A 25696-nucleotide genomic window follows, 5' to 3' on the forward strand; every position below is an offset into this window, starting at 1 on the left:
CAAATGATTTTTGAGTGGCGTATAATCATTCACATAAGAATAAAGAAATGCGTAGAAGAGGACAACAATCAGTTTGTACGACTTTATAGAGAGAGAAGCCAAGGCTGCAAGCTTCTTAAGTATCGGCAATCGATTTACCACCTCCGAGCAGTAGTTGTGAATTTACACAGCAATTACCGGTGACCGGCCCGTTAGCCGATGCAGAGCTTCGTCTATTTACAGATTTAATAGACAGAAGAAGGGTGGAACCACGATAGTACCTCGTCCCTTTATAGGGACGGGGTTTTTTGTTGTTTTCCGGTAATAAATGCATATGCTTTTACCTAAATAAAAGGAGTGTTCAAAATGGCAGAAGTTATTAAGTTAAAATTTCCTGATGGAGCAGTAAAAGAATTTCCAGTTTCTACAACAACAGAAGAAATCGCTCAATCCATTAGCCCAGGCTTACGTAAAAAAGCACTTGCAGGAAAGTTAAGTGGAAAGTTAGTGGATTTAAAAACTCCTATAACAGAAGATGGAGAAATCGCGATTATTACACCTGAATCAGATGAAGCACTAGAAATCTTACGACATAGTACAGCTCATTTACTTGCTCAGGCAGTGAAACGTTTGTTTAAAGATGTGAAACTTGGAATAGGTCCAGTTATCGAAAATGGATTCTATTATGATATTGATTCGCCAGAACCAATAACTGCAGAAGATTTAGTGCTAATCGAAAAAGAAATGAAAAAAATCATCAATGAAAATATTGAAATCGTTCGACATGATGTATCTCGTCAAGATGCATACGACAAATTCAAAGAAATTGATGATGAATATAAATTAGAACTTTTAGAAGCGATTCCTGAAAATGAACAAGTATCCATTTATGAGCAAGGCGATTTTTTTGATCTTTGCAGAGGAGTACATGTACCTTCTACAGGAAAATTAAAAGAATTTAAATTGTTAAGCATTGCTGGAGCCTACTGGCGTGGAAATAGCGACAATAAAATGCTTCAACGTATTTATGGTACTGCATTCTTCAAAAAAGAAGAGCTTGCTCATCACCTACAAATGCTAGAAGAAGCAAAAGAACGTGACCATCGTAAAATAGGGAAAGAATTAGATTTGTTTATGACTTCCCAAAAAGTTGGACAAGGTTTACCACTATGGTTGCCTAATGGTGCTACAATTCGTCGTGTGATTGAGCGCTATATTGTAGATAAAGAGCTTAAACTTGGATATAAACATGTGTATACTCCTGTATTGGGTTCCAAAGATCTTTATGAAACATCTGGACATTGGGAGCACTATCAAGATTCTATGTTCCCACCAATGGAAATGGACAATGAGACATTAGTGTTGCGTCCAATGAATTGTCCACACCATATGATGATATTTAAAAATGGTATGCACTCTTATAGAAATCTTCCATTACGAATTGCTGAGCTTGGAACTATGCACCGTTATGAAATGTCTGGTGCTGTATCAGGTTTACAACGTGTACGTGGGATGACATTGAATGATGCTCACTTATTTGTTCGCCCTGACCAAATCAAGGCAGAATTCCAAAAGGTAGTTGAGTTAATCATCTCTGTCTATAAGGATTTCGATTTAACAGATTACTCATTCCGTCTTTCTTATCGTGATCCAGAAGATAAAGAAAAATATTTTGATGATGATGTAATGTGGGAAAAAGCACAAAGTATGTTAAAAGAGGCAATGGATGAGCTAGGCGTAGATTACTTCGAAGCAGAAGGCGAAGCTGCATTCTACGGACCTAAACTTGATGTGCAAGTAAAAACAGCTATTGGTAAAGAAGAAACATTATCAACGGTACAACTTGACTTCTTATTGCCAGAACGATTTGATTTATCATACGTTGGAGAAGATGGTAAGCCACATCGACCAGTCGTTATTCATCGTGGTGTCGTTTCTACAATGGAACGTTTCGTTGCATTTTTGATTGAAGAATATAAAGGTGCATTCCCAACATGGTTAGCACCAGTTCAAGTTGAAATCATTCCAGTATCCAATGAAGTCCATTTCGATTATGCAAAACAAGTGGAGGAAAAACTAGTTGCTGCTGGATTCCGAGTTGAAATGGATGACCGAGAAGAAAAATTAGGTTATAAAATTCGTGAAGCACAAATGCAAAAAATTCCGTACATGCTTGTTCTTGGAGATAAAGAATTGGAAGCAGGTAATGTAAATGTACGTAAGTATGGAGAGCAACAATCAGAAAGTATTCCATTTGATGAATTCCTTGCTCGAATTCAACAAGAAGTTTCTCACTAATATTTTATGTTGACATGCCTAGTACACCATGGTATAGTTAATAAGGTTATTGAATACAAGTTTGTGGTATAAGAAGAGGCTGCCCGCTTCTCACCTGTTCGACACAGCAAGTCGTTGACTGGTAAGCACACGATCGACTGTAATATGTAGGTTGCTACATGTTCTTATATCGGCGGGCAGACATACATCTTATGTCTGCTCGTTTTTTTATTTGATCGAAAACGGCGTAAGTAATTCGGTTCTACGGAATTTATGCCCAAACCATGTATTCGCGACACTATCTGGAGGTGGATTGTTATTAGCAAAGACATGTATGTGAACGATGGCATTCGAGCTCGCGAACTACGAGTAATTGATCAGAATGGTGATCAATTAGGTTTAAAAACACGTAACGAAGCACTTGAAATTGCAGGTCGTGTAAATTTGGATCTTGTCCTTGTGGCTCCTCAAGCCAAGCCGCCGGTCGCTCGTATCATGGACTATGGTAAATTCAAATTTGAGCAGCAAAAGAAAGATCGTGAAGTTCGTAAAAATCAAAAAATCATCGTAATGAAAGAGGTTCGTTTGAGCCCAACAATAGATGAACATGATTTCCAAACGAAATTGAAAAATGCGATCAAGTTCCTTGAAAAAGGAGATAAAGTGAAAGCATCTATTCGTTTTAAAGGTCGTGCCATTACTCATAAAGAGATTGGTCAACGAGTATTAGATCGTTTTGCTGAAGCTTGTACGGAAGTATCCACAATCGAGTCAAAACCGAAAATGGATGGCCGTAGCATGTTCTTAGTGCTTGCACCAAAGAACGAAAAACAGTAATAGAGTACAATTGTTTAGGAGGAATTCGACATGCCGAAAATGAAAACTCACCGTGGAGCTGCGAAACGTTTCAAAAAAACGGGTACAGGTAAATTAAAACATGACCGTGCTTTTGGAAGCCACTTATTCGCTAACAAATCTACTAAAGCTAAACGTAAATTACGTAAAACTAAAGTAGCTTCTTCAGGCGATTACAAACGTATCAAAACTTTACTTACTTACATGAAATAATAAGAGAAATTCAATCATTCGAAAGAATAGCAGGAGGTAATGAACTATGCCACGCGTAAAAGGCGGAACAGTGACGCGCAAGCGTCGTAAAAGAGTATTAAAATTAGCTAAAGGTTATTACGGTTCAAAACATACATTATATAAAGTAGCAAACCAACAGGTTATGAAATCATTAATGTATGCATACCGTGACCGTCGTAACAAAAAACGTGATTTCCGTAAACTATGGATTACACGTATCAATGCGGCAGCACGTATGAACGGACTTTCTTATAGCCGTTTAATGCACGGATTAAAATTAGCTGAAATCGAAGTAAACCGTAAAATGTTAGCTGACTTAGCTGTAACTGATGCAGCAGCATTTACACAACTTGCAGATGCAGCAAAAAAAGCAATCAATAAATAATTTATAGATAAAAAGGCTGATAGAGATTCTATCAGCTTTTTTTGTACAAGGAGTATCCAATGACAGAGATTATCCTAATATTTATTTTAGTAATGTCCATTTTTGCATTTTTCGTTATGGGATATGACAAGTCTCAAGCAAAAAAACATAAACAAAGAATTTCGGAGAATACATTGTGGACGCTCGCTATCTTTGGTGGTGGAATTGGCGCATACATTGGAATGCAATTTTTTAGACATAAAACAAAGCATATTAATTTTCGCGTTGGCTTTTTAATGTTATTAATACTATATGTATTCTTGATTTTTTGGCTCTTGCAAAAAGACAGTCCTATTTTAACTTAAATGTATTCCGATGCTTACTTCGGGTGAGCGGCAAGCCTCCTGCTCTACAAAGGTACACTTTCATCTAATATCGTTTGATATTGGATGAAAACAAATTTCACAGTCCAGACCTTGCAGGAGCGTAGCGAAGGCACTAAAAAAGTCCTCCAAGAGATTTCATAACAGTATGTGAACGACAAGTTGTTCACATACTCGATTTATTATTTTGGACCTGTTAATTTCGTTCCAGGCGGACGCGTTCCGCCGGCATGGCTTCAGCCGCTTCCCTCACTACGCTCAGTCCAGGGTCTTCAGCTCATGCTATTCCGGCTGGAGTCGCCACCTTCCACTCCAATCAACTATTATCCGCTTTTCAATTAGAAAACCATCATGCCATTAATAGAGCAAGTTTTTATGTTTTTATCTCATAAATTTTTTCAATTAGTATTTATAAAAAATCGTTGAAAAAGGCGACACTCCTGCGGGAATAGCGTTAGCCGAAGACCCCACAGCGCAGCGAGGAGGCTAAGGCAACGCCCGCGGAAAGGGAGCCGTTTCAACGATTTTCTTATTTATCGGACGACATTATTTAGTAAAGTCAAATTCTATAGACCTTTTCAGTGCCCTCAGCGTAAGGAAGGAAGTGTAGGTGCGCCACGTCAAATGGATGCAATGTAATTTTTCTGTTGTCTGCACTTTTAGCTTTCTTATTCCTCTTTCATTAGTTGTTCTATCGGGCTTTTCCAATTAATTTTAGCAGCTGGATAACTCATTTTGATTTCGTTATGTAAAAACCGAAAATCTTCTTTAGTAAATCCTTGCAACTTGGATGAATCTTTTGTCCAAACAAATATAGAAACGACTTCAAAAGCTTGGTCAGTAGTACCTAAATATTTTTCTCCCTCAAAAATTGCACCTTTATAAGTAATAAAAAAGTTTTTCCTAACATTTTTAATATCATCATAAAAATAGTATTGTTCCTTCTCGTAGGCCTCATCAAGTTTTCTTTTAGGATCAAACAAGTAACGTAGAATTTTATAAAAAACATATATAATAAGGGCAATTATAAGCAATCGTAGTATATGGACCATTTGAAATGTCCTCCTTGTAAAATACATAGTAACTGCTATACGATAGAAGGGGTAGTTTGGTTTCAAAATAATATAAAATTTTTGGAGGAAAACATGAATTTAGATAAACTTTTTACAATGCAGCAAGCTTTAGATCAATATATTCAGTCAAATAAACAAGTGAAAGAAGATGTTTTTGCGAAAAAAGGGCTCGCTTTGCTTGTAGAATTAGCAGAACTAGCAAATGAAACAAGATGTTTTAAATTTTGGAGTGAGAAAGGTCCATCTGCACAAAGCGTAATACTAGAAGAGTATGTGGACTCCATCCATTTCTTACTTTCCCTTGGAATTGAAAAAGGATTTAATGATTTAAAAAGCTGGCCTATCGAAAAAATAGACGCCGATTTAACTGAGCTTTTTCTCTTAACAAATGAGGCGGTGTTATCGTTTTTGAAAAATCCTACAAGAATGTATTACGAAAAAATGTGGGTACTGTATGGAGTAATGGCAGAAGAACTTGGCTTTAGCAGTGAAGAGGTATTAAAAGCATACATACAAAAAAATGAAACAAATTATGAACGCCAGAAAAGTGGATATTAAGTAATTTTAATGAAACCAAATCAAAAGCAAACCGTAAAAATTACTAGAGTTATTAGTATTTTTAGGAGGTGTTGCCGATGAAAAAGATGATTAGCACAATTATTTTATTCATTATGATGTTTTCATTTAGTGTCATTGCAGAGGCTAAATCCTATTCAATCGAATCGGTTCATATTAAATCATGGATTCAACCAAATGGAGATCTCTTAGTTAATGAAGTATTTACGTATAATTTTGACGGGGAGTTTAATAATCTCAGCCGATCCTTCCCTAAAATACACGATAATAATGTAATAAACTTCTATGCTTATGAATTATCTCAATTAAAACCAGAGCCTGGATTTATAGATGATGCTACGCTCAAACAATTAAATGTATCAAAAGAGAATGGAGTTTATCGTACTAAAGTAAATAAAGAGAATCAACAAGTTTCATTTTTATATGTATATACATTAAAAAATAGTATAAAAGCATATGATTCTTATAGTGAAGCGAAAGTAACTTATTTTGAAGATGTGGATGCTCATGATCAGAATATTAATAATGTGACAATTGACTTCATCCTTCCTAGTACAACAGATCCCACTAATTTTGATGGTGTGCTTTTTGATAGGAATGCAAAGAAAAATGAAAAGTCACAGTATGGAATCCGATTTAACACTTCTGTTTCGGAAGCATACACCGAAACTAAAACAAGCTTTTTCTTCCCATCTTCTATGATGAATAATATGGAAAAAACGAAGGCTGCTATTCCTTTACAACAAGCAATAGCCAATGAAAAGCGAATACAGAAAGAATTGGAAAAACGTATTTCTTATATAGACAAACTACATGTAATTATTCCAAAAGCTACAATTGGTATACTTATTATCGTTATTCTTCTTTTTTTATTACCACAAAGGCACTTCTGGCGAAAAGGATCAACTGAGGATGTTATGAATACAGATCTTTTATATTTATACTTTGTAGATCGAGTAGGTAAGCCACATCCTAAAGCTTTTTTGGCGGGACTATTTTCATTGGTAGAAAAAGGGGCTGCCACAGTTAGGCAAACAAAAGCAGCACTTCGTTTTAAAGAGGATTCTCATGCGCCAAAGGAAACACTTGATTTTCGATTAGTTAAAGGATCATTGGCTTCTTCTGATTTTGAGAAACAGATGATTAATTGGCTTTTTACAACTAGAAGTGGCTCTAGTAAATGGGCATTTCATTTACACGATGCTGCAGGTGCAGCTAGAAATAACAAGACTTCCAGTTATTTTCATGGGAGAGTAAAAGACTTTAAGAAGAAGCAAATGAAATGGCATCGTTTAGTTGAAAGTGATTTAGAGGAAGCTGGAACTTTTAATAGTAAGCTTCCCTTAATAATATTAAGTATATCTACAATAGTTTTAGCTACAATGACAGCTTTTTCTTATTATGCAGATTTACGTAGTAGCTGGGGAATTGGATTTATATTAGCCATAACATTTCTATTTCTGCTTATAATTTGGTTAAAAAAACGTTCAAATTTATTTTTTGGCTTATATATCATTATTATGTATTTCTCAACAACTTCCCTTGTTAATGATCAATTAGTTGATATTCTAGTGAATTTGTTATTAATGTTCACAGTTTTATTTATAGTACTTCCTAGAAATATATTATCTATGAATGCTGTTCGTGCAAAGGATGCGATACGTTCCTTTAAAAGTAGCATTAAACTAGGTATACCAGATAATTTAAGTGATAAAGAACAAGAAAAATGGGTTGTCAGGGCTTATCTACTTGGTAGAAAAAATGAAAAGAAAGTTTCTTTGCAGGAGATATCATCTCCTCTTGCTGCTTTGCTTTTAACTTCAACGGATCCACTTGACTATGTTACTCAGTCATGGAAGTGGACTAAAGTAGCTTCATCAGATGGAACTTCGTGGGGAGGAGCTTCTAGTGGTGGAAGTGAAGGAGGGAGTGATGGTGGAGGAGGAGGAGCTGGAGCAGACTAACTAGTTAAATTTTGAAAATGCATATATTTTAGAATATAATATATTAGATAGATATTTAGGAGGTCGAAATAATGGCACAGCTGGATGAAACATTAACTATGTTAAAGGAATTGACAGATGCTAAAGCTATTCCCGGAAATGAGCGAGAAGCACGTAAGGTAATGGAGAAGTATATTGCTCCTCATGCTGACAAAATTGAATATGATAATCTAGGAAGTCTAATTGCCGAAAAAGTCGGCGATGCAAACGGACCAAAAATTATGGTTGCAGGTCATTTAGACGAAGTCGGTTTCATGATTTCTAAAATAGATGATAAAGGATTTTTAAGTTTTCAAACTGTAGGTGGCTGGTGGTCTCAAGTCATGCTTGCACAGCGTGTTACAATTGTTACTCGTAAAGGAGACACAATTACTGGTGTTATCGGGTCAAAGCCACCGCATATATTAACTCCTGATGCTCGTAAAAAAGCGGTTGACGTAAAAGATATGTTTATCGATATAGGTGCATCTTCCAAAGAAGAAGCAATGGAATGGGGAGTATTACCAGGGGATATGGTTGTTCCGTATTTTGAGTTCACTGTTATGAATAACGATAAATTACTTTTGGCTAAAGCTTGGGATAATCGCATTGGTTGTGCCATTGCAATTGATGTATTAAAAGGATTAAAAAATGAAAAACATCCGAATATTGTATATGGAGTTGGAAACGTTCAAGAGGAAATTGGTCTGCGTGGGGCAAAAACTTCTACAGTAAAAGTTAAACCGGATATAGGTTTTGCAGTGGATGTAGGTATTGCAGGGGATACACCAGGAATTACTGCTAAAGAATCAACAAGCAAAATGGGAGCAGGGCCTCAAGTTATATTATTTGACGCTTCAATGGTTTCACATAAAGGTCTACGTGACCTAGTAATTGATACAGCAGAAGAAAATAATATTCCATATCAATTTGAGATGATTCCAGGTGGCGGTACAGATGCTGGGTCTATGCATATTTCTTTAAATGGAGTTCCTTCTCTATCTATTGGAATTGCCACTCGTTATATACATTCACATGCTGGAATTTTACATCGAGATGACTATGAAAATACAGTAAATCTACTAATAGAAGTCATTAAAAAGTTAGATCGAAACACTGTAAACCAAATAACATTTGAGTAATGAAAGAGTCTAGAAGGCAGAAAAAAGCCTTTCTAGACTTTTTTTATTATTATAAAATTTGTATTAAAATTCATTTGACTTTATAATTATTCACATTTATAATAAAGGTTACATAAATATACGTAAAAAGGAGTTTTTATAAATGAAATTACTAGAATGGGTTAATCTAAAAGTGGTTGATAGTTTAAAAGGCAAAGACCTGCTAACACTTTTGGATTACTCAAAAGAGGAAGTGAGAGAACTAATACAGCTAGCAGTAGAATTGAAAGCATTGACTAAGGCTGGAAAGTGTCCCCCCTTATTAGAAGGGAAAACTTTAGGAATGATTTTTGAAAAACATTCGACTCGTACTAGAATCTCTTTTGAAGTTGGGATGAAGCAATTAGGCGGAAATGGCATGTTTATGAATGCACGTGATCTACAGATCGGACGAGGTGAATCGGTATATGACACTGGCCATGTATTATCTGGATATTTAGACGGGATTATGATTCGAGCGAATTCACATGAAATGGTGAAAGAACTTGCAGAACATGCAAGTATACCTGTTATTAATGCTTTAACTGATATGTATCATCCTTGCCAAGCACTTGCAGATATATTAACGATACATGAGGTAAAAGACAATATGGAAGGTCTGAAGCTTGCTTATATAGGTGATGGAAATAATGTAGCTCATTCCTTGGTAATTGCAGCAGCTTATATGGGAATGCATATTGCAGTGGCAACTCCGGTGGGTTATGAAGCGAATGCTGAAATAATTCAAGAAGCAACAGCAATTGCACTGGAAAATGGAGGGTCACTTTTTGTGACAAATGATCCATTAGAGGCAGTTGTGAATGCAGATGTAGTTTATACAGACGTTTGGACATCTATGGGGCAGGAAGAGGAAACAGCAAAAAGACTTGCGGACTTTAAAGATTTTCAAATTAATGATGAATTAGTAGCAAATGCTAAATCGGACTATATGTTTTTGCATTGCCTACCTGCTCATCGTGAAGAAGAAGTTGCAACATCTGTCATAGATGGTCCAAACTCATATATTTTTCAACAAGCCGAAAACCGTTTACATGCTCAAAAAGCAGTACTTGCTTCTGTAATGGCATAGTAAACATTTAATAGAAATCAAGTTGACTTGACAGGGTTTGTCTAGCAGTTTGATAAGATTGGTTGTATTTGTAACACCATACAGTGATGTTGTCTGTCAAGATGGACGGCTTCATCACTACATAGGAAGAGTGATTCAGGAGACGCTGGATCACTCTTTATTATTTACATTAAGTAAACTAATCCTACTCAGTAAACTCACGACCCCCCTCTTCTAAAAAAAGCGGTAAGGATGAAGCAACCGTACTATCCACATCAATCCGATATTGATTGATAACAGGTATTACTTTTCAAGGCGAGATTAACGATTTTTTAGTTCTGTTAAATCTTAATTTTCCACAACTTCAAATTCAATTGATTGTTCCATATTATAAGTTTGTTTTGCCTCATCTGTTTCTATATAGAAATCTGTTTTACCACTAATAACATATCTTCCTATCGGAAATTCTCCATCCATTAGCTTCTTAACAAATTGAACGTAATCATCTGGACTGAATTCATTGTAACCACCAGAAAAACTATATGGTATACGAAAAGGTTCCCTTTTTTTTAGTGTTGAGCTGAGAAGTGGTGTATCCATCGCATACCCAAAATCAAAATTAGTATTTAACTCTTTCAACTCTAATATGAAAGGGGAACTAGCGTGATAAATCGTAATTTCATCACTCTCTCCAACATACTCCAGTTCAGCGTAAATTTGAAGGGGTTCGTTTTGTGTATAAGTATCTTTTTCAGATTTAAGTTGGAATATGAAATCGCCCATAATGTCCTTGTTATCTTTTAAAAATATCTGTTCATTATCTTGTTTTGCAGTTCCGCAAGCAACGAGTGCTATTAGGATAAATATTAATAGGAAAATTTTTTGTATAGTGGTCACATCCTTTCATTAAGGTTGCATTCTATAATTAGTCGTGACTTCCACAAACTTTGTTACAGTTTTTTATGTATATAATCCCATTAAAAAAGACTGACCCATCGTCGTGTTATCGGCAAATGAGTCAGTCATTATTTTGTCAATTATACTTCAGACACGGTAGTTTTCGTTGTAGTAGAGCTTATTTATTCACTTCTCTCAACTGGACGTTTAGACCAATATGTCGCGAGGATAGGACCTGAAATATTGTGCCAAACTGCACCTAGTGCACTTGGTAAAGCAGCAAGAGGGCCTAAGTGAGCTGTAGCTAATGCAACACCTAATCCTGAATTTTGCATCCCAACTTCAATAGAGATAGCACGACAATCTAATTTGGAAAGACCAGTCATTTTCCCTGCATAATAACCTAAAAGGAGACCAGCCCCATTGTGAAGAAATACTCCTAAGAATACCAAAAATCCAGCAGAAGCAATATTGTCGACGTTTCCAGCTACTACCGCAGAAACGATCGTAATAATCGCTAAAACAGAAATTAGAGGAACGACGTTTAAACTTTTTTCTACAAATGTAGGTAGTAGTTTTTTAACAATTAATCCAAGAGCGATTGGAAGAATAATTACTTGTACAATTGACTTAAACATCGACATAGGATCAACTGGCATCCATTGACCAGCTAATAAAAGCAATAATATTGGCGTAAGTAAAGGTGCAAGTAATGTTGAAAAAGATGTCATCGTTATGGATAATGGAACATTTCCTTTTGCTAAATAAACCATAACGTTAGAAGCTGTTCCTCCAGGTACAGAGCCAAGCAGGACAAGTCCTGCTGCAAGTTCACCAGGAAGCTGTAATAGATAAGCAATAGCAAGTGCTGTAAAAGGCATTATAATAAATTGTGCAGCCACACCTAATAAAACTGGTTTTGGGTGTGTTGCAATTAACTTAAAGTCAACAGCTTTCAACGTAAGCCCCATCCCAAACATTACTGTTCCTAGCAAAATCGTAATATACTTTCCAAACGGTAAAAAAGTATCCGGAATTAAGAATGCGATAACCGCTACTATTATTACTAAAAAAGCAAAATATTTTCCTGCAAAGTTACTGATGGATTCTAAAACTTTCAATTTATTCACCTAAGCTTTCTATTTTTACTATTTTATTAGGATTTAAAATATTATTTGGATCAAGTGCTAGTTTAATCTTCTCCATTACATGAAGTGCTTCTCCATGTTCAGCAGCCTGATATTTTTGTTTACCTACTCCAACTCCATGTTCTCCTGTACAAGTACCATCTCTTTCTAGCGCATAGTGAACGATTTTTTCATTAAATGCATCAGCTTTAGCAACTTCTTCTGGATTATTCATGTCAATCATTAATAGAGCATGGAAATTACCATCTCCAACATGTCCTACAACTCCACCAGTAAGTCCGATTGCTTCTAATTCTTTTCTTGCAAAAATTACTGCACCTGCTAGTTCAGATATCGGAACACAAACGTCCGTAACCATCATCTTTTTCCCAACGTTTCCGTGTATATAAGCATAGGCCAGATTATGTCTTGCATCCCATAGTTTCGTGCGAGCAGTATTGTCTGTTTCAAATTGAATTTCTTCGTATTCATGATCTTCCATTATTTCTTTTGTAAACTCAACATCTTGTTTTAATCCTGCTTCGTTGCCGTCGAATTCTAAAAACAGTGTTGGTCTTTCTGCATAATTTGTATCGCTAAAATGGTTTACTTGACGAATAGATTCTTCATCGACTAATTCCACTCGAGCGATTGGAATTCCAGCTTGTAAAATAGATGTAACTGCCTCTACAGCATTTTGGACTGTAGGGAAGACTGCTCTAGCAGCTGTTGTGAATTCAGGAATACCATATATTTTTAAAGTCAGTTCTGTGAAACAACCCAGTGTCCCTTCCGAACCAACAAAAAGCCCGTTCAAATGGTATCCAGAAGATGATTTTGCAGCTAAGTTACCAGTATGTATAATAGTTCCATCCGCAAGTACTACTTCTAAATCGCGGACTTGATCACGCATAACTCCATATTTTACGGTAGTTGTACCACTTGCATTTGTTGCAGCCATTCCACCTAAAGTTGCATCTGCTCCCGGATCAACAGAGAAGAACAGTCCGTATTTTTTTAACTCCTTATTCAACTGAGTTCTTGTTACACCAGGTTGTACTTTTACAAGCAAATCCTTTTCACGAACTTCTATAATTTTATCCATCAACGAAAAGTCAATGGTAATTCCCTTATCGTAAGGAATGATGTGTCCTTCCAGACTAGAACCACGACCAAATGGGACAACAGGTACCTTTAAATTATTTGCAACTTTCATGATATTACTTACTTCTAAAGTTGTTTTTGGAAATACCACAATATCTGGAAGGCTTATATCATGATAGGATTCGTCTCTACCATGAAGTTCTCTAATTGTTTGATTGGTTGAAACTTGGTCGTCTCCTAAAAATTCTTTTAAAGCAAGTACTATACTTTCGATGGATGTGCTCATTTTTTTCTCCTCTTCACTTAGAATTAAATATAAATTAGAATTTTTCAGATAATTCTAATAGTATAATTATCAAATAGAAAAAGGAAAATAGCAAGTTATAAAAATACCTTTTTTGGAAGAAAAAAGGACTTAATATATTGTATATTAGTCTAAAAGTAGCTTAATAGAAGGACAAATTCACCTTTGTGAATATTTTCGCAATTTTACTCAAGAAAATATATACAATAGCTAAAAGTGAGGTTTAATTAACTTTTTGTTAATTTTAATTGACATTATGTTAAGTATACGTTACATTATGTATATAAAAGTTAACTTTTTGAAGAAAGGGTTATTTAAATGCTTAAAAATCGTGTGAAAGAGCTTAGGGCAAGATTTAGCTACACTCAAGGGGAATTGGGTGAAAAAGCCGGAGTAACAAGACAAACAATTGGGTTTATTGAAAAAGGGGAATTCTCCCCATCTATAACACTTTCTTTAAAGCTTGCACATATTCTCGACTGTAAAGTGGATGAATTATTTTGGTTAGAAGGGGAGAAATGGAAATGAAGAAGGATTTTCGGGTGCAATATCCACTTTGGCAAATGGGCTTTGCTTTGTTATTTCTATTATTTGCAATTGTAATTACTGGAGCAATATCAAATTTTGCTAAGGCTAATAGCTCGTTCACCTACTCTGTAGAGTTAGGTGCATTAGAAGGTTTTATATTATTTTTGTTGCTTCCTGTTTACATTGGGATGGTTCTACTATTCGGTACAAAAATATCTAAATATAACAAAGAACATCCAAGAAACAAAATAACTATTTGGGGTACAAAACCACCGGAATATATGGAAGATGATGAAGCATGGCAAATGATTACAACTAAAGCAACTCAGAAAGTATACACATTCTTTTCATGGTCATTGCCTTTATCCGCAGTTATCCATCTATTTTTACCTGCATCTCAGCTATTGATCATTTTGAATATAATTGTTCTTTCTATGACGCAATATCTTATTTTTTATGTAAATGTTCGAAAACATACCGTTGAAGAAGAGGAGGTATAAAAAGAACCCGTGAAGAATCATATTTTCTTCACGGGTTCTTTTTATTTGAATGCAGTTGAAAGTTCATTTAGTACAGCGTTTTTCTTTGTATCATCCGCAATGTTCCACCATTTTTCAAAGAACACTCCAAGCCCAGGAAGTAAATGTTCTTCTCCTCTTTGAATTGCATCCTCAACAACCCCGCGAATGTCAGTTGGAGATTGCCCTTTCATATTAGCTGATATTGCTTCTCGAATTTGAAAATCCATTTTTCATCACTCCTTGCAATTATCTTCCCCAAACACTCGCTTGCTATACATGAATTTGTTACTATTAAATAAAAAAGGCGGTTACATATAGATGAAACGAATTGAATCCACGCAAAATTCGCTAGTGAAACATTGGAAAAAATTATTAAGTGTTCGAAAAGAGCGCGAAAAAACAAGCGAGTTTCTAATAGAGGGATATCACTTAGTAGAAGAAGCGATTAAACAAAAAGAAAAAGTATTAACTATAATGATTAGTGACACAAGCGAAATTCCTGTGACTTGGGACGTAGACAATATAGAAATAGTAGAAATTAATGATGTTATTAAAAAAGAACTTGCAGAAACAGAACATACACAAGGTATATTTGCTCATTGTAAGCAGCAAACTGTGATAGAGGAAGAGCATGCCAATTGGAAGCGCCTTTTGTTAATTGATGCAGTTCAAGACCCTGGGAATATTGGTACAATGATCCGTACAGCCGATGCTGCTGGAATCGATGCAGTAATTTTAGGTAAAGGATCTGCGGATGCATATAATCCAAAGACGCTAAGATCAGCACAAGGCTCTCATTTTCATATACCGATTTTAAAAGGAGACTTGCATTATTGGGTAGATCAATTAAAAAAACGTCAGATTCCCGTTTTCGGTACAGCATTTGAAAACTCAACACCTTTTAACAAAGTAGAAATAAGTAATGCATTTGCCTTAATCGTTGGAAATGAAGGAAGTGGCATTAGTGAAGAGCTACTGCAAAAAACGGATCAGAACATTATTGTGCCCCTTTTTGGACAAGCTGAGTCATTAAATGTGTCGGTTGCAACAGGAATACTGTTGTACGGATTGTCATTATAGTTCGCAAATGAGCAACATTGTTGCGAGTAAGGGATTACGCTAGGATTTAGCGCTCTGGCGTTTCGCTTTCCGCGGGCGATGCCTTAGCCTCCTAGGCCAACACGATGTTGGTCATGCAATCGTTGCCGCAAAAGTTCTTTTGCGACGAGCTTTGCGCAGGAGCAGGATGCGGCGAACTTAGATTGCCTTCCGCACAACAGCGGGGTCTTCGGCTAACGCTATTCCCGCAGGAGTCTCACACCACCACGCTAAATCCAATAAATGGTTGAACGAGACAATACTCGCTATGAACGCGACAAACCGACCTATAAACATGACAACATTTCTTATAAAAAAGCTTTAACTTGGCATGAGATGCTATTTTCTAATTAGCTTTTATATATATTGTACGTATGAATAGAAATGTTGCGAGTACGGTAGTCTAAGTTGAGAAAAATGTTCTGGAATATTGTGCGTAATTATGTAATTAATTTGTAAAAAAAATGATTTTAACTAAATTACTGCTAGTAAGACGTTGATAAATCTAATGATCTATCCCATTTTGCTATTGATTAACCAGCAAGTTCCATTGATTTTCACAGCAGGCGGCGACTCCAGCGGGATGAGTGAGACAGATGAGTCATCACAACGAACGCGTAGCGGCGGTGATGGCTCATCGCTCACCCCGCGGAAAGCGTCCGACTGCTGCGAAACTCCTAGCGGGCACTTCTTTAAGACGTATTTTATCTAGTATGCGCAACATTATGGTTCAGTTGTGTATAATATAAAAAAGTCACACTTGATGAAACGTTTAAAAGTCCGTATAATAGAATATAATTTGATAAATAAAAAAGCTGTCATCGGGAAAAGTATATATGACGATTCGAATAAAGGAATTTTACACCTTGACTGAAAGTGTAATTGGAGAATGCATATTGAAGTTCACCCCGTTAGCTGCCACCGGGACCAGCAATTGCTGTAAAGGTGTGCCGGTGTAGAGCCGTTAGTCGAATTGAGTGATTGTACGTTTTTTGTACAATAATCAGGGTGGTACCGCGAAATTAGTCCTCGTCCCTTTTATAGGGGCGGGGTTTTTATTTTGTCAAAATTTCAATTAGCGGAAACATGCATGCCTTCGGCGGATGGCACAGATTTTGTAATGGAGTTCATCGAGCGGGCTCGATTTAAAATCTGGACTCAAATAAGCCAAGGCGAATTTGATTAAGGAGAGATCATAAAACATGGAAGCACAACTTCAACAATTAAAAGAAGAAGCTTTGCAAAAAATTGAAGCTTCACAAAATGTAAAAGAATTAAATGATGTACGTGTTGCATACCTAGGGAAAAAAGGACCCATTACGGATTTATTAAAAGGAATGGGTAAACTTCCTGCAGATGAACGTCCAAAAATGGGAGCTCTAGTAAATGTTGTTCGAGAAGAAGTAACCGAAGTATTAGAAGCTCGGATGACACTCCTTCAAGAGCAAGCAATTCAAGAGCAATTAGAAAAAGAATCTATTGATGTTACATTACCAGGTCGCCCAGTTAAAACTGGGAATCATCATCCTTTAACACGAGTGGTAGAAGAGATTGAGGACTTATTTATCAGCATGGGTTATGAAATTGCCGAAGGTCCAGAAGTGGAAAAGGATTACTACAACTTTGAAGCTTTGAACTTGCCAAAAGGACATCCAGCTCGTGATATGCAAGACTCTTTTTATATTTCAGAAGATATTCTTCTTCGTACACATACATCACCTGTGCAAGCTCGGACAATGGAAGCAAAAGAAGGCAAGCCAATTAAAATTATTTGTCCAGGTAAAGTGTATCGTCGAGATAATGATGATGCGACTCATTCACATCAATTCACTCAAATTGAGGGATTGGTAATAGGTGAAAATATTCGAATGAGTGACTTAAAAGGTACACTTTCTGTTTTTGCGAAAAAAATGTTCGGAGAGGATAGAGAAATCCGTCTACGTCCAAGTTTCTTCCCATTTACAGAGCCATCTGTTGAAATGGATATTTCTTGCTTCAAGTGTGGTGGTAGTGGCTGTAACGTGTGTAAAAAAACAGGCTGGATTGAGATTTTAGGTGCTGGTATGGTGCATCCGAATGTCCTTGAAATGGCTGGATATGATTCGAAAAAGCTTTCAGGTTTTGCATTTGGTATGGGCCCAGAACGTATTGCTATGTTGAAATATGGAGTGGAAGATATTCGTCATTTCTATACGAATGATGTGCGTTTCTTATCGCAATTCCACCGAACAGAAGTGTAAGGAGGAAATGACATGTTAGTTTCTACGAAATGGTTAGCAGAATATGTAAATACGCAAGGACTCGATCCAAAGGATTTGGGTGAAAAAATAACTCGTTCAGGTATTGAAGTTGATGCAGTAATAGATCGTTCTCAAGGGATGACAAACGTTGTAGTAGGTTATGTAAAGGATTGTGTGAAGCATCCAGAAGCAGACAAATTAAATATTTGCCAAGTAGACGTAGGAGAAGAAATAACACAAATTATTTGTGGGGCTCCAAATGTTGCAGCTGGACAAAAAGTAATCGTTGCACGACCAGGAGCAGTACTGCCTGGTGGAATAAAAATTAAGAAGGCAAAACTTCGTGGAGAAGAATCAAACGGAATGATTTGTTCTCTTCAAGAACTAGGTATAGAAGGAAGACTCGTACCTAAAGCGTATGCAGAGGGTATTTATGTACTTCCAGAATCAGCAACTCCTGGGGAGAGTGCATTGCCTTTACTAGGTTTAGATGATATTATCCTTGAACTTGGTCTGACTCCTAACCGTTCAGATGCACTAAGTATGCTTGGGGTAGCTTATGAAGTAGGGGCAATCCTATCAGAAGACATGAAATATCCGGAAGCAACTTACAATGAAAGTAATGAACAAGCATCTGATTATTTAAATTTACGTGTTAATGCTATGGAAGAAAATCCAATGTACGTAGCAAAAGTGGTGAAAAATGTTCAAGTAAAAGAATCACCATTATGGTTACAGCATCGCTTGATGGCAGCTGGCGTTCGTCCACATAATAACGTAGTAGATATTACAAATTACGTATTAATGGAATATGGTCAACCTCTTCATGCATTCGATTATGACAGATTAGAAACAAAGGAAATTGTCGTTCGTCTTGCAGAAGAAGGGGAAAAAATTGTCACATTGGATGATCAAGAGCGTTCATTGAAGTCCACTCATTTAGTAATTACAAATGGTCAAGAACCAGTTGCAATTGCTGGTGTAATGGGTGGCGCAAATTCAGAAGTGCATGATGGAACTACAACGGTAGTAATTGAATCTGCATACTTTGCAAGTGGTTCTGTTCGACAAACATCTAAAGATCACAACTTACGAAGTGATGCAAGCGCTCGATTTGAAAAAGGTGTAGACCCAAATCGTGTAATTCTAGCTGCTGAACGAGCGGCAAGTCTTCTTGCAGAGCTCGCTGGCGGAGAAGTATTAGCTGGTTCTGTTATAATGGATGAGTTAGACAAAAAACCTACAGAAGTAGTCGTGTCTCCTGATTTCATCAATAACCGTTTAGGGATGAAAATTTCTCTAGAAGACATGACATCTATTTTGAGCAGATTAAAGTTTGATTATCAAGCGGCAAATGGATACTTATATATTAATGCTCCAACTCGTCGTCAAGATATTAAAATTCCAGAGGATATCGTGGAAGAAATTGCTCGTATGTACGGTTACGATGAAATTCCAATGACTTTACCAGTGGAAGAATCAAAACCAGGTGGCTTAACCTCTTACCAAGCAAAACGTCGTCAAGTTCGAAGTTATTTGGAAGGTGCAGGTCTTTATCAAGCTATTACGTATTCTTTAACTTCTAAAGAAATGTCTCAAAAATTTGCATTAGAAACTGCTCCAGTCACAGAACTATTAATGCCAATGAGTGAAGAACGTAGCATCCTTCGCCAAAGCTTAATCCCGCACTTATTGGAAGCTGTTACGTATAATACTGCACGTCAAGCAGATACGGTGGCACTTTATGAAGTAGGGTCTGTGTTCTTAGGAGAAACAGAATCAGGTTTACCACATGAGCAAGAACATTTAGCAGCAGTAATTGCAGGTAAATGGCTAGAGCATAGCTGGCAAGGTGAGAAAAAAGTAGTTGATTTCTTTGTATTAAAAGGAATTGTAGAAGGTTTAATGGAACTTCTTGGCCATACAAGTGAACTTACATTTGAAAAAGCGGTAATAGATGGCTTACATCCAGGACGTACTGCATCCATTAAGCTAGCAGGAGAAGCAATCGGTGTCATCGGGCAATTACATCCTTCTGAGCAAAAAGCACGTGATTTGAAAGAAACTTATGTAGTAGAAATTAATTTAGCAAAAGTATTAAATAAAGAATTGGATGCATTATACTATGCACCAGTTTCAAAATTCCCGTCAATTACACGTGATATTGCATTAGTAGTAGACAGCGAAAAAGCAGCTGGCGAACTACAAGCAATTATTCAATTATCTGGTGGAAGACTATTAAAAGGTGTACATCTTTTCGACTTATATGAAGGAGAAAAAATGGAACCAGGTAAAAAATCGGTTGCATTCTCTCTCACATACTTCGACCCAGAACGTACACTAACAGACGAAGAAGTTGTGAATGCCCATAACAAAGTATTAAAAGCACTTGCAGAACAAGCAGGAGCAGAGTTAAGAGGATAATTTAAATGGAGCAGCACCAATTATTGGTGCTGCTTTTTTATGAATAAAAAGATGAAACATTTGGAAATGATCAAAATGATATGGAGCTGTTACTGTCCAGTTACATTATAGTAGGTAACTTTACATTAAAGTCGGTTACTGATATTTATAAAAGAATTTTAAAATCACCTCTCTAGTTTAACTGAGAGGTGATTTTTTGTTGGATACTTATGTTAAAATAGCTATTGATTGTGAAGGGTTTCACTAAAACTAACGGGGCAGGTTAATTTAAGAAGGAAACGGTCTTTACAACGTCGAATTTAATTACATAAAAACTAACTCTTAAATTAAGGTGGGGCATATGGGTAGAATTCCAATTGGACCAATTATTGAAGGTGGAAAAAAAGCAGGAAAAATAATTAAAGAAAACCGCAAAGAAATTACGGCAGTATTAGGTTTATTGGGTGCTGGAGGAAAGGTAATAAAAGAAAATACTGCTAAGAAAAAAGAATCAAACAAAACTGAGGGAAAATTGCATCATAGGAAAGGGCGTTATGATCATTATAAAATTAAAATACTAATGGAATTGGATAGCCAAAACAGGAATGAGCTTTTTCAATATATACTTGAAGTAGAACAATTTATTCAACAGATAAAAAATGAAGAAAATAAGGAATTGGGAGTAAAAAAGCCTATTCATAAAAAAAGAATTAAAAATTGGAATGATATTCTTATTCAAATTAAAGATAAAATGTATACAAAAGATTATCTTGAATTTATTAAAATTTATAACAACCCAAGTTATCATAGTGAATATTTTAAAGGTTTTGAGGGTCTTGTTGAGAAATTTAAAAAACTAAATAATCGAGAAAAATATGATGATTTATTGAAATACATTGCAGAAATAACAAATAGGAGCATTGAACAAATCAAAAAGGATTTTTCACTAACCGACTAAAACATACTCCTTTTTCCGGAAGGTATATATCTATTGATCAATTTGTTTTAAACTTTTTTAGAGTAGTAAGGATAATGAACGATACAAAAAACTGTAATAAAAACCGTGAGTCTTATTCAATTAATTGTGGCAATATTACTTAGACCAATACAGATAAATCTTATTCAACTAACGGGTGCTTTAGTTAAACTGGACCATCATTTCGATGGTCTATTTTTATGTCCAATGTGAAATGTTACACTTAAACTAACGAAGCAGGTTTGTTGAAGAAGGAAATTTCTTTATTGGTCCCGAATAAAATAGAAAGAAGAAGGGTTTTATTAGAATGAATGGAGAGTTTGTTGTGAAGAAAAAATTTAAATTATTAATATTTTTAATCATTTTATTATTTGTTTTTTTTCTTTTATCTCAATTAAGAAAAGAAATTACTATTATCCCAAATTTGTCTTATGAAAAAGACAAAGAAGTAGCCGCGCAAATTACAGAAATGAGAAAAAATAATAATCAGAGTTTGTTAGAAAAATACAAGCAACTTAGAATAATTGACGTTCATAGTCATGATGTAGATGCATTAGATTTGAGTGAAAGAAGAAATAATGATAATTATACTTCTGTAAAAGATTTGTGGAGTAAATATGGCATAGATCAAACAGTATTGTTTGGTGCTGTATCAGATCCGACCGCCATTAAGTCCGATCTGCTTAGCTGGCGTTACTATGAACAATACCCTGAAAAAATTTATCCTTCATTTGCAGGTGTAAAAATTGATAAAGATGGTCTTTCGAAAGTCAAACAGAATCTTGAAATCGGATATATGCATATCGGGGAATTATTCGCAGCCGCAACCTATTCACCATTTGCTTCTGTCCGATGGAAAGCCAAACATCCCAACGATGGAAATCTACCTGAAGTTTATGATTTAGCATCAGAATACAATGTTCCAGTTTTATTACATATAGATCCACCAAAAGGATTACCAATGCAACAATTTGAGTTAGCAATGAAGAACCATCCTGATACAACCTTTATTTTTGCTCACGGAAATGTGCATACTTCCCCTCAATATCTTCGTGATTTATTGGATAGGAATGAAAATCTTATGATTGATTTTTTCTCGGGTTATACTTTACATAATCCTGGTGGCGACTATAAATTGGATGATTTTGCTCGAATAGTTGAAGAGTATCCGGATAGATTCGTTCTCGGTTCTGATTCAGGCTATGAGATTGGATTAGAAAATTCCTACATTGCGATGTATGAATTCATCGATTTACTATCGCCAAAAACTTCCGCAAAAGTGGCATATCAAAACTTTGAACAACTAATGGAGAGGCAAGCTCCTACCCAGGAACAAATTAATTTAATTAAAAAGTTAACAGAAGAAAAAGGTGTTGAAAATAAAACATACCATTTAAATAAAAGAGAAGCGAACGAACTCATCTTTACACTCCAAAAAATGAGTAATTAATTCTTATTCAATTAAGTAAGTGCTTTAGTTAAAAATCATCGAGCTGCTAATGGTAGCTTTTTTGCTTATTGAACTAACGCAGCAGTTTAGTTTAATTAGAGGAAATACTTCAGCGGTGAAGAATGTATTAGAGAGCATTCCTTAATGCACTGGACCTCATTATTAGATACAAAACAAACAATTGAAGCCCAGTACAACGTGGTGAGTTTTTTTGTAAACAGCCTAGTCAGCAATTTGTTTAATGGACTTTCGAGGTATAACTAATAAGCCAAATTTCCTGATAGAGAAATTTGGCTCTTTTTGAGAGGTTAACTCTATTTTTGATCTATTCTGCTTATGCAAAACAAGTAATGGCAGAAATGGGACAATAGATAGCTATTTTTATATGATAAGATTCAACTCCTTTGTTAACGGCAGGATATTTTGGCTAAACGTCGTATTTCATCGCTTAGTTTTCGATTAACTGGATACACTTCTTCTATGAAGCTTAAAATACGAAGTGCAGATTCAGGTACATGATCATATCCCTGTATCATGTCTGCAATCATTTCGGCGAAACGAGGGTATCTTTTTTCCATGCGCCTCTCGTTTCCGAAAGGATCGGGAAAGTAATCCACCTCTTGCTCTATCAAATGAAGTACCGATAAAATCCTGTCCACAGCATAACCTTGTACGAACCTCGTCGCTGATAGGCGTTCTCCCCTGGCAAAGCGGCCGAGTCCCACATAGAGATTAGTTAAAGCTTCGTTCAAAGGATGGTCTAAGGAGTCTTTTTTGGGGCTAGGTATCGGGTTGGAAGGTTTTGAAATTCCCGTATTGTTGTAGGAGGGATCCTTCCAAACGACTCTCCCTTCCGTATAAGAACCATTAATCAGCTCAGATTCCTCAAATACCGCATATTCACCAAAAATGCCGTCTTCGAACAGAATTTTATAGCCAATATCCGAATTCTTAAAAGAATAAGCTAAAGGGTGAACTTCTTCTAGCCAATCCAAATGGTTGATATATCTGCTTTTCTGGTCATGCCTTACAATGACAAAGAAATCCAAATCTGAATAATCGTCCAGCCGAGCAGTCTCGATTCCAACGGAACCGACACCTAACAATAATAGTGCACCCCCTCTTCTTTCGAGCGATTTGCCGATCTCGTCCAGCCGATGCAACAGCATTTCTGTTCTCAACATTAAAAGTCCTCCTTTAGGTTTAAGAATGCAAAAAGGGTCCAACCTACTTTTCAGCGAGGTTGAACCCAAAGGTTACATTGCCTTTATTTTCCTAATGTGATTTTACCATGAACCTTAATTTCTTTCTACCGAAAATGATTTATTTTATGTACGGTAATGTTCAAAGTACAACACAGGGGGACATATACACAAAAAGATGAAAGCAAAAGAAAACATCGATATCGGATGTTGAGAAGGATAAATTTCAAAATGTACTTGTATGGAAAATATCACGTCTTTCACGTAAAATGTTGTATTAATTATGATACTGTTTTTATAAAGGTGTGTTTTTATTAGTGGCTAAGAGACAGAACTTTTATCCAGAAGAAATTAATAGCGAGGTTATTCAATTAAAGTTAACGGGTAAATCCTATGTATTTATGATAGATTGTGAAACCTTTCACTTAAACTAACGGGTGCTTTACTTCAAGAAGGGATAAAGCCTTTTTTCTCATTAAACTAAAGCAGCAGTTTAGTTGAAGAAGAAAATAAAGTGATGGTTATGTAAAATAAAATATTTACTAAGTGCATCTCATGTAGTAATATGACAGCAATGTCATATGACACTATTGTCATAATTAAAGTGAGGTAATTTCTAATGCCTTTTGCTACGTTTTTCAACCTGTCCAATGAGAAAAAATCAATGATTTTAGAAGCTGGTATTGCTGAATTCTCAGAAAATGGTTATCAAAAGTCCAGTATCTCAAGCATTATCAAAAAAGCTGGAATTCCGAGGGGCAGTTATTATCAATACTTTGATGACAAACTTGATTTATACGAGTATGTAATCGAACAAATAGGCATCCAAAAAAACGAATACACTCAAAATTCATACCAAATATCTGGTGAAATGAAATTTATTGATATCGTGAGAAACCTATTTATCGGAGGAGTTCATTTTTATCGTAAACATCCTGACATGGCCAAAATTGCAAACGACCTTATTTTAAATCCTGATCAAGATCTGAAGAAATCAGTACTTAGGGATGGTGATGATAAGAGTAATGAATTTTTTCATTCATTAATCAATAAGGGTAAGAAGAGGGATGAAATCGATAAGAAGTTAAATAACGAAACAATAATTATGCTTATTAATTCTCTTAACTTGTCGTTTGTTCAGTATTTCATCGAAAGATCTGGTTCTGATTATTTCGATAATAACCTACTTTCTCTAACTGATGAAATGATTTTGTTTTTAGAAAAAGGGTTATCTAACCCAATTCAAGGAAAGGGGAATTAATTTAATGCGAAAATATGATAAGGCGTTGGCTATTTTCTTTGCGTTATGCTCAATAGGTTTACTAATCGGGTTCATATTTAATCGTGATTTACTCAATTGGGCTTTTGTAAGACATCATAATCAGCTATCTTGGTATATCAGACCAATTTTCATTATTCCTTTTTGTTTTTTTGCTTTCAAAAGAAGCCTTACGGGTATCTCCTTCACGCTGTTTTGCATCTTCACATCCATGTTTTGGTTCCCAGAACCGAGTTCTGTAGACGCAAATGTACAAGAATTCCTTCAATATGAAGTCGATTATCTAACTGGGGATTGGGGAATATCTAAAATCTTACTTACATTGGTTGTACCATTATCTTTAACGCTCTTAGCTCTTGCTTTCTGGCAACGTAACATATGGTTCGGATTGTCAATTATGGCCTTTATCGCAATTGGGAAAGTAGGTTGGAGTATCATTTATGCAGGTGACTCTGGAAAATCAATTATTATCCCAGCAATATTAGGACTTGTAGTATGTATGGTATTTGTTTATCTCGGAATCACCAGAAATAAGAGGCGACAAAATAGCGAGAAAATGCTATCGAGGAAATCAATATAGAGAAGTCTTAAGAGCGTGGCAGGATTACGCTCTTT

Annotated in this window: 24 protein-coding genes and 1 other annotated feature; of the genes, 18 read left to right on the forward strand and 6 right to left on the reverse strand. The window is 35.8% G+C overall.

Annotated elements, in window-relative coordinates:
• Positions 1–345: 345 nt before the first annotated feature.
• From thrS to PGC35_RS13280, 5 genes are all read left to right on the forward strand, one after another.
• Positions 346–2277 (forward strand): threonine--tRNA ligase, encoded by a 1932-nt coding sequence (gene thrS, locus PGC35_RS13260; protein WP_375219489.1) that lies wholly within the window; start codon positions 346–348, stop codon positions 2275–2277.
• A gap of 252 nt (positions 2278–2529) precedes the next feature.
• On the forward strand, positions 2530–3093 hold the full coding sequence (gene infC / locus PGC35_RS13265; RefSeq protein ID WP_082355151.1) for a translation initiation factor IF-3: 564 nt from the start codon (positions 2530–2532) through the stop codon (positions 3091–3093).
• Positions 3094–3123: 30 nt separating this feature from the next.
• Positions 3124–3324, forward strand: coding sequence for a 50S ribosomal protein L35 (gene rpmI / locus PGC35_RS13270; protein WP_053588661.1), 201 nt, complete (start codon positions 3124–3126; stop codon positions 3322–3324).
• 46 nt (positions 3325–3370) lie between these two features.
• Positions 3371–3730, forward strand: a complete 360-nt coding sequence (gene rplT, locus PGC35_RS13275; RefSeq protein ID WP_053588662.1) for a 50S ribosomal protein L20 — start codon at positions 3371–3373, stop codon at positions 3728–3730.
• A gap of 59 nt (positions 3731–3789) precedes the next feature.
• Positions 3790–4074, forward strand: coding sequence for a DUF1294 domain-containing protein (locus tag PGC35_RS13280; protein WP_375219490.1), 285 nt, complete (start codon positions 3790–3792; stop codon positions 4072–4074).
• Positions 4075–4760: 686 nt separating this feature from the next.
• On the opposite strand, the gene PGC35_RS13285 is transcribed toward PGC35_RS13280, so the two are convergent.
• Positions 4761–5144, reverse strand: coding sequence for a hypothetical protein (locus PGC35_RS13285; RefSeq protein ID WP_053588664.1), 384 nt, complete (start codon positions 5142–5144; stop codon positions 4761–4763).
• Between the two features lie 93 nt (positions 5145–5237).
• Between PGC35_RS13285 and PGC35_RS13290 the strand changes: the two genes are divergently transcribed.
• The 4 genes from PGC35_RS13290 to argF all read left to right on the forward strand — a co-directional run bounded on the left by PGC35_RS13290 (position 5238) and on the right by argF (position 9973).
• Positions 5238–5723: a dUTP diphosphatase gene (locus PGC35_RS13290; protein WP_375219491.1), complete on the forward strand. Its 486-nt coding sequence runs from the start codon at positions 5238–5240 to the stop codon at positions 5721–5723.
• A 77-nt stretch (positions 5724–5800) separates the two neighbouring features.
• The gene (locus PGC35_RS13295; RefSeq protein WP_375219492.1) at positions 5801–7705 is read left to right on the forward strand and encodes a DUF2207 domain-containing protein; all 1905 of its coding nucleotides are present in this window, start codon (positions 5801–5803) and stop codon (positions 7703–7705) included.
• A gap of 71 nt (positions 7706–7776) precedes the next feature.
• On the forward strand, positions 7777–8865 hold the full coding sequence (locus PGC35_RS13300; RefSeq protein ID WP_375219493.1) for a M42 family metallopeptidase: 1089 nt from the start codon (positions 7777–7779) through the stop codon (positions 8863–8865).
• A 142-nt stretch (positions 8866–9007) separates the two neighbouring features.
• The gene (gene argF / locus PGC35_RS13305; protein WP_375219494.1) at positions 9008–9973 is read left to right on the forward strand and encodes an ornithine carbamoyltransferase; all 966 of its coding nucleotides are present in this window, start codon (positions 9008–9010) and stop codon (positions 9971–9973) included.
• Between the two features lie 327 nt (positions 9974–10300).
• Here argF and PGC35_RS13310 read toward each other — a convergent pair whose 3' ends face one another.
• From PGC35_RS13310 to PGC35_RS13320, 3 genes are all read right to left on the reverse strand, one after another.
• The gene (locus PGC35_RS13310) at positions 10301–10849 is read right to left on the reverse strand and encodes a hypothetical protein (protein ID WP_375219495.1); all 549 of its coding nucleotides are present in this window, start codon (positions 10847–10849) and stop codon (positions 10301–10303) included.
• 182 nt (positions 10850–11031) lie between these two features.
• Positions 11032–11970 (reverse strand): bile acid:sodium symporter family protein, encoded by a 939-nt coding sequence (locus PGC35_RS13315; protein ID WP_375219496.1) that lies wholly within the window; start codon positions 11968–11970, stop codon positions 11032–11034.
• A 1-nt stretch (position 11971) separates the two neighbouring features.
• On the reverse strand, positions 11972–13366 hold the full coding sequence (locus tag PGC35_RS13320) for an FAD-binding oxidoreductase (RefSeq protein ID WP_375219497.1): 1395 nt from the start codon (positions 13364–13366) through the stop codon (positions 11972–11974).
• A gap of 336 nt (positions 13367–13702) precedes the next feature.
• On the opposite strand from PGC35_RS13320, the gene PGC35_RS13325 reads away from it, so the two are divergent.
• A complete protein-coding gene (locus PGC35_RS13325) occupies positions 13703–13912 on the forward strand; it encodes a helix-turn-helix transcriptional regulator (RefSeq protein WP_375219498.1) in 210 nt (69 codons plus the stop codon).
• On the forward strand, positions 13909–14412 hold the full coding sequence (locus tag PGC35_RS13330) for a hypothetical protein (protein ID WP_375219499.1): 504 nt from the start codon (positions 13909–13911) through the stop codon (positions 14410–14412). Before PGC35_RS13325 ends, PGC35_RS13330 begins: the two co-directional genes overlap by 4 nt.
• A 41-nt stretch (positions 14413–14453) precedes the next feature.
• Here PGC35_RS13330 and sspI read toward each other — a convergent pair whose 3' ends face one another.
• Positions 14454–14660: a small acid-soluble spore protein SspI gene (gene sspI, locus PGC35_RS13335; protein ID WP_053588674.1), complete on the reverse strand. Its 207-nt coding sequence runs from the start codon at positions 14658–14660 to the stop codon at positions 14454–14456.
• A gap of 91 nt (positions 14661–14751) precedes the next feature.
• On the opposite strand from sspI, the gene PGC35_RS13340 reads away from it, so the two are divergent.
• From PGC35_RS13340 to PGC35_RS13360, 5 genes are all read left to right on the forward strand, one after another.
• Positions 14752–15513 carry a TrmH family RNA methyltransferase gene (locus tag PGC35_RS13340; RefSeq protein ID WP_375219500.1) on the forward strand — a complete coding sequence of 254 codons (762 nt, stop codon included), beginning with the start codon at positions 14752–14754 and terminating at the stop codon, positions 15511–15513.
• Between the two features lie 826 nt (positions 15514–16339).
• Positions 16340–16571: a binding site (T-box leader), on the forward strand.
• 162 nt (positions 16572–16733) lie between these two features.
• Positions 16734–17771, forward strand: coding sequence for a phenylalanine--tRNA ligase subunit alpha (gene pheS, locus PGC35_RS13345; RefSeq protein ID WP_053588676.1), 1038 nt, complete (start codon positions 16734–16736; stop codon positions 17769–17771).
• Positions 17772–17783: 12 nt separating this feature from the next.
• Positions 17784–20195, forward strand: a complete 2412-nt coding sequence (gene pheT / locus PGC35_RS13350; protein ID WP_375219501.1) for a phenylalanine--tRNA ligase subunit beta — start codon at positions 17784–17786, stop codon at positions 20193–20195.
• 340 nt (positions 20196–20535) lie between these two features.
• Complete coding sequence (locus tag PGC35_RS13355; protein ID WP_375219502.1) at positions 20536–21132, forward strand: hypothetical protein; 597 nt, start codon at positions 20536–20538, stop codon at positions 21130–21132.
• Positions 21133–21475: 343 nt separating this feature from the next.
• Entirely contained in the window at positions 21476–22600 is a 1125-nt protein-coding gene (locus PGC35_RS13360; protein ID WP_375219503.1) for an amidohydrolase family protein, read from the forward strand.
• A gap of 407 nt (positions 22601–23007) precedes the next feature.
• On the opposite strand, the gene PGC35_RS13365 is transcribed toward PGC35_RS13360, so the two are convergent.
• The gene (locus tag PGC35_RS13365) at positions 23008–23784 is read right to left on the reverse strand and encodes a hypothetical protein (protein ID WP_375219504.1); all 777 of its coding nucleotides are present in this window, start codon (positions 23782–23784) and stop codon (positions 23008–23010) included.
• 637 nt (positions 23785–24421) lie between these two features.
• Here PGC35_RS13365 and PGC35_RS13370 point away from each other — a divergent pair.
• Positions 24422–25063, forward strand: a complete 642-nt coding sequence (locus tag PGC35_RS13370) for a TetR/AcrR family transcriptional regulator (RefSeq protein WP_375219505.1) — start codon at positions 24422–24424, stop codon at positions 25061–25063.
• Between the two features lie 4 nt (positions 25064–25067).
• On the forward strand, positions 25068–25661 hold the full coding sequence (locus PGC35_RS13375; RefSeq protein ID WP_375219506.1) for a hypothetical protein: 594 nt from the start codon (positions 25068–25070) through the stop codon (positions 25659–25661).
• Positions 25662–25696 lie beyond the last annotated feature (35 nt).

The sequence above is a fragment of the Psychrobacillus sp. PGGUH221 genome (assembly GCF_042055255.1).
Taxonomy (GTDB): domain Bacteria; phylum Bacillota; class Bacilli; order Bacillales_A; family Planococcaceae; genus Psychrobacillus.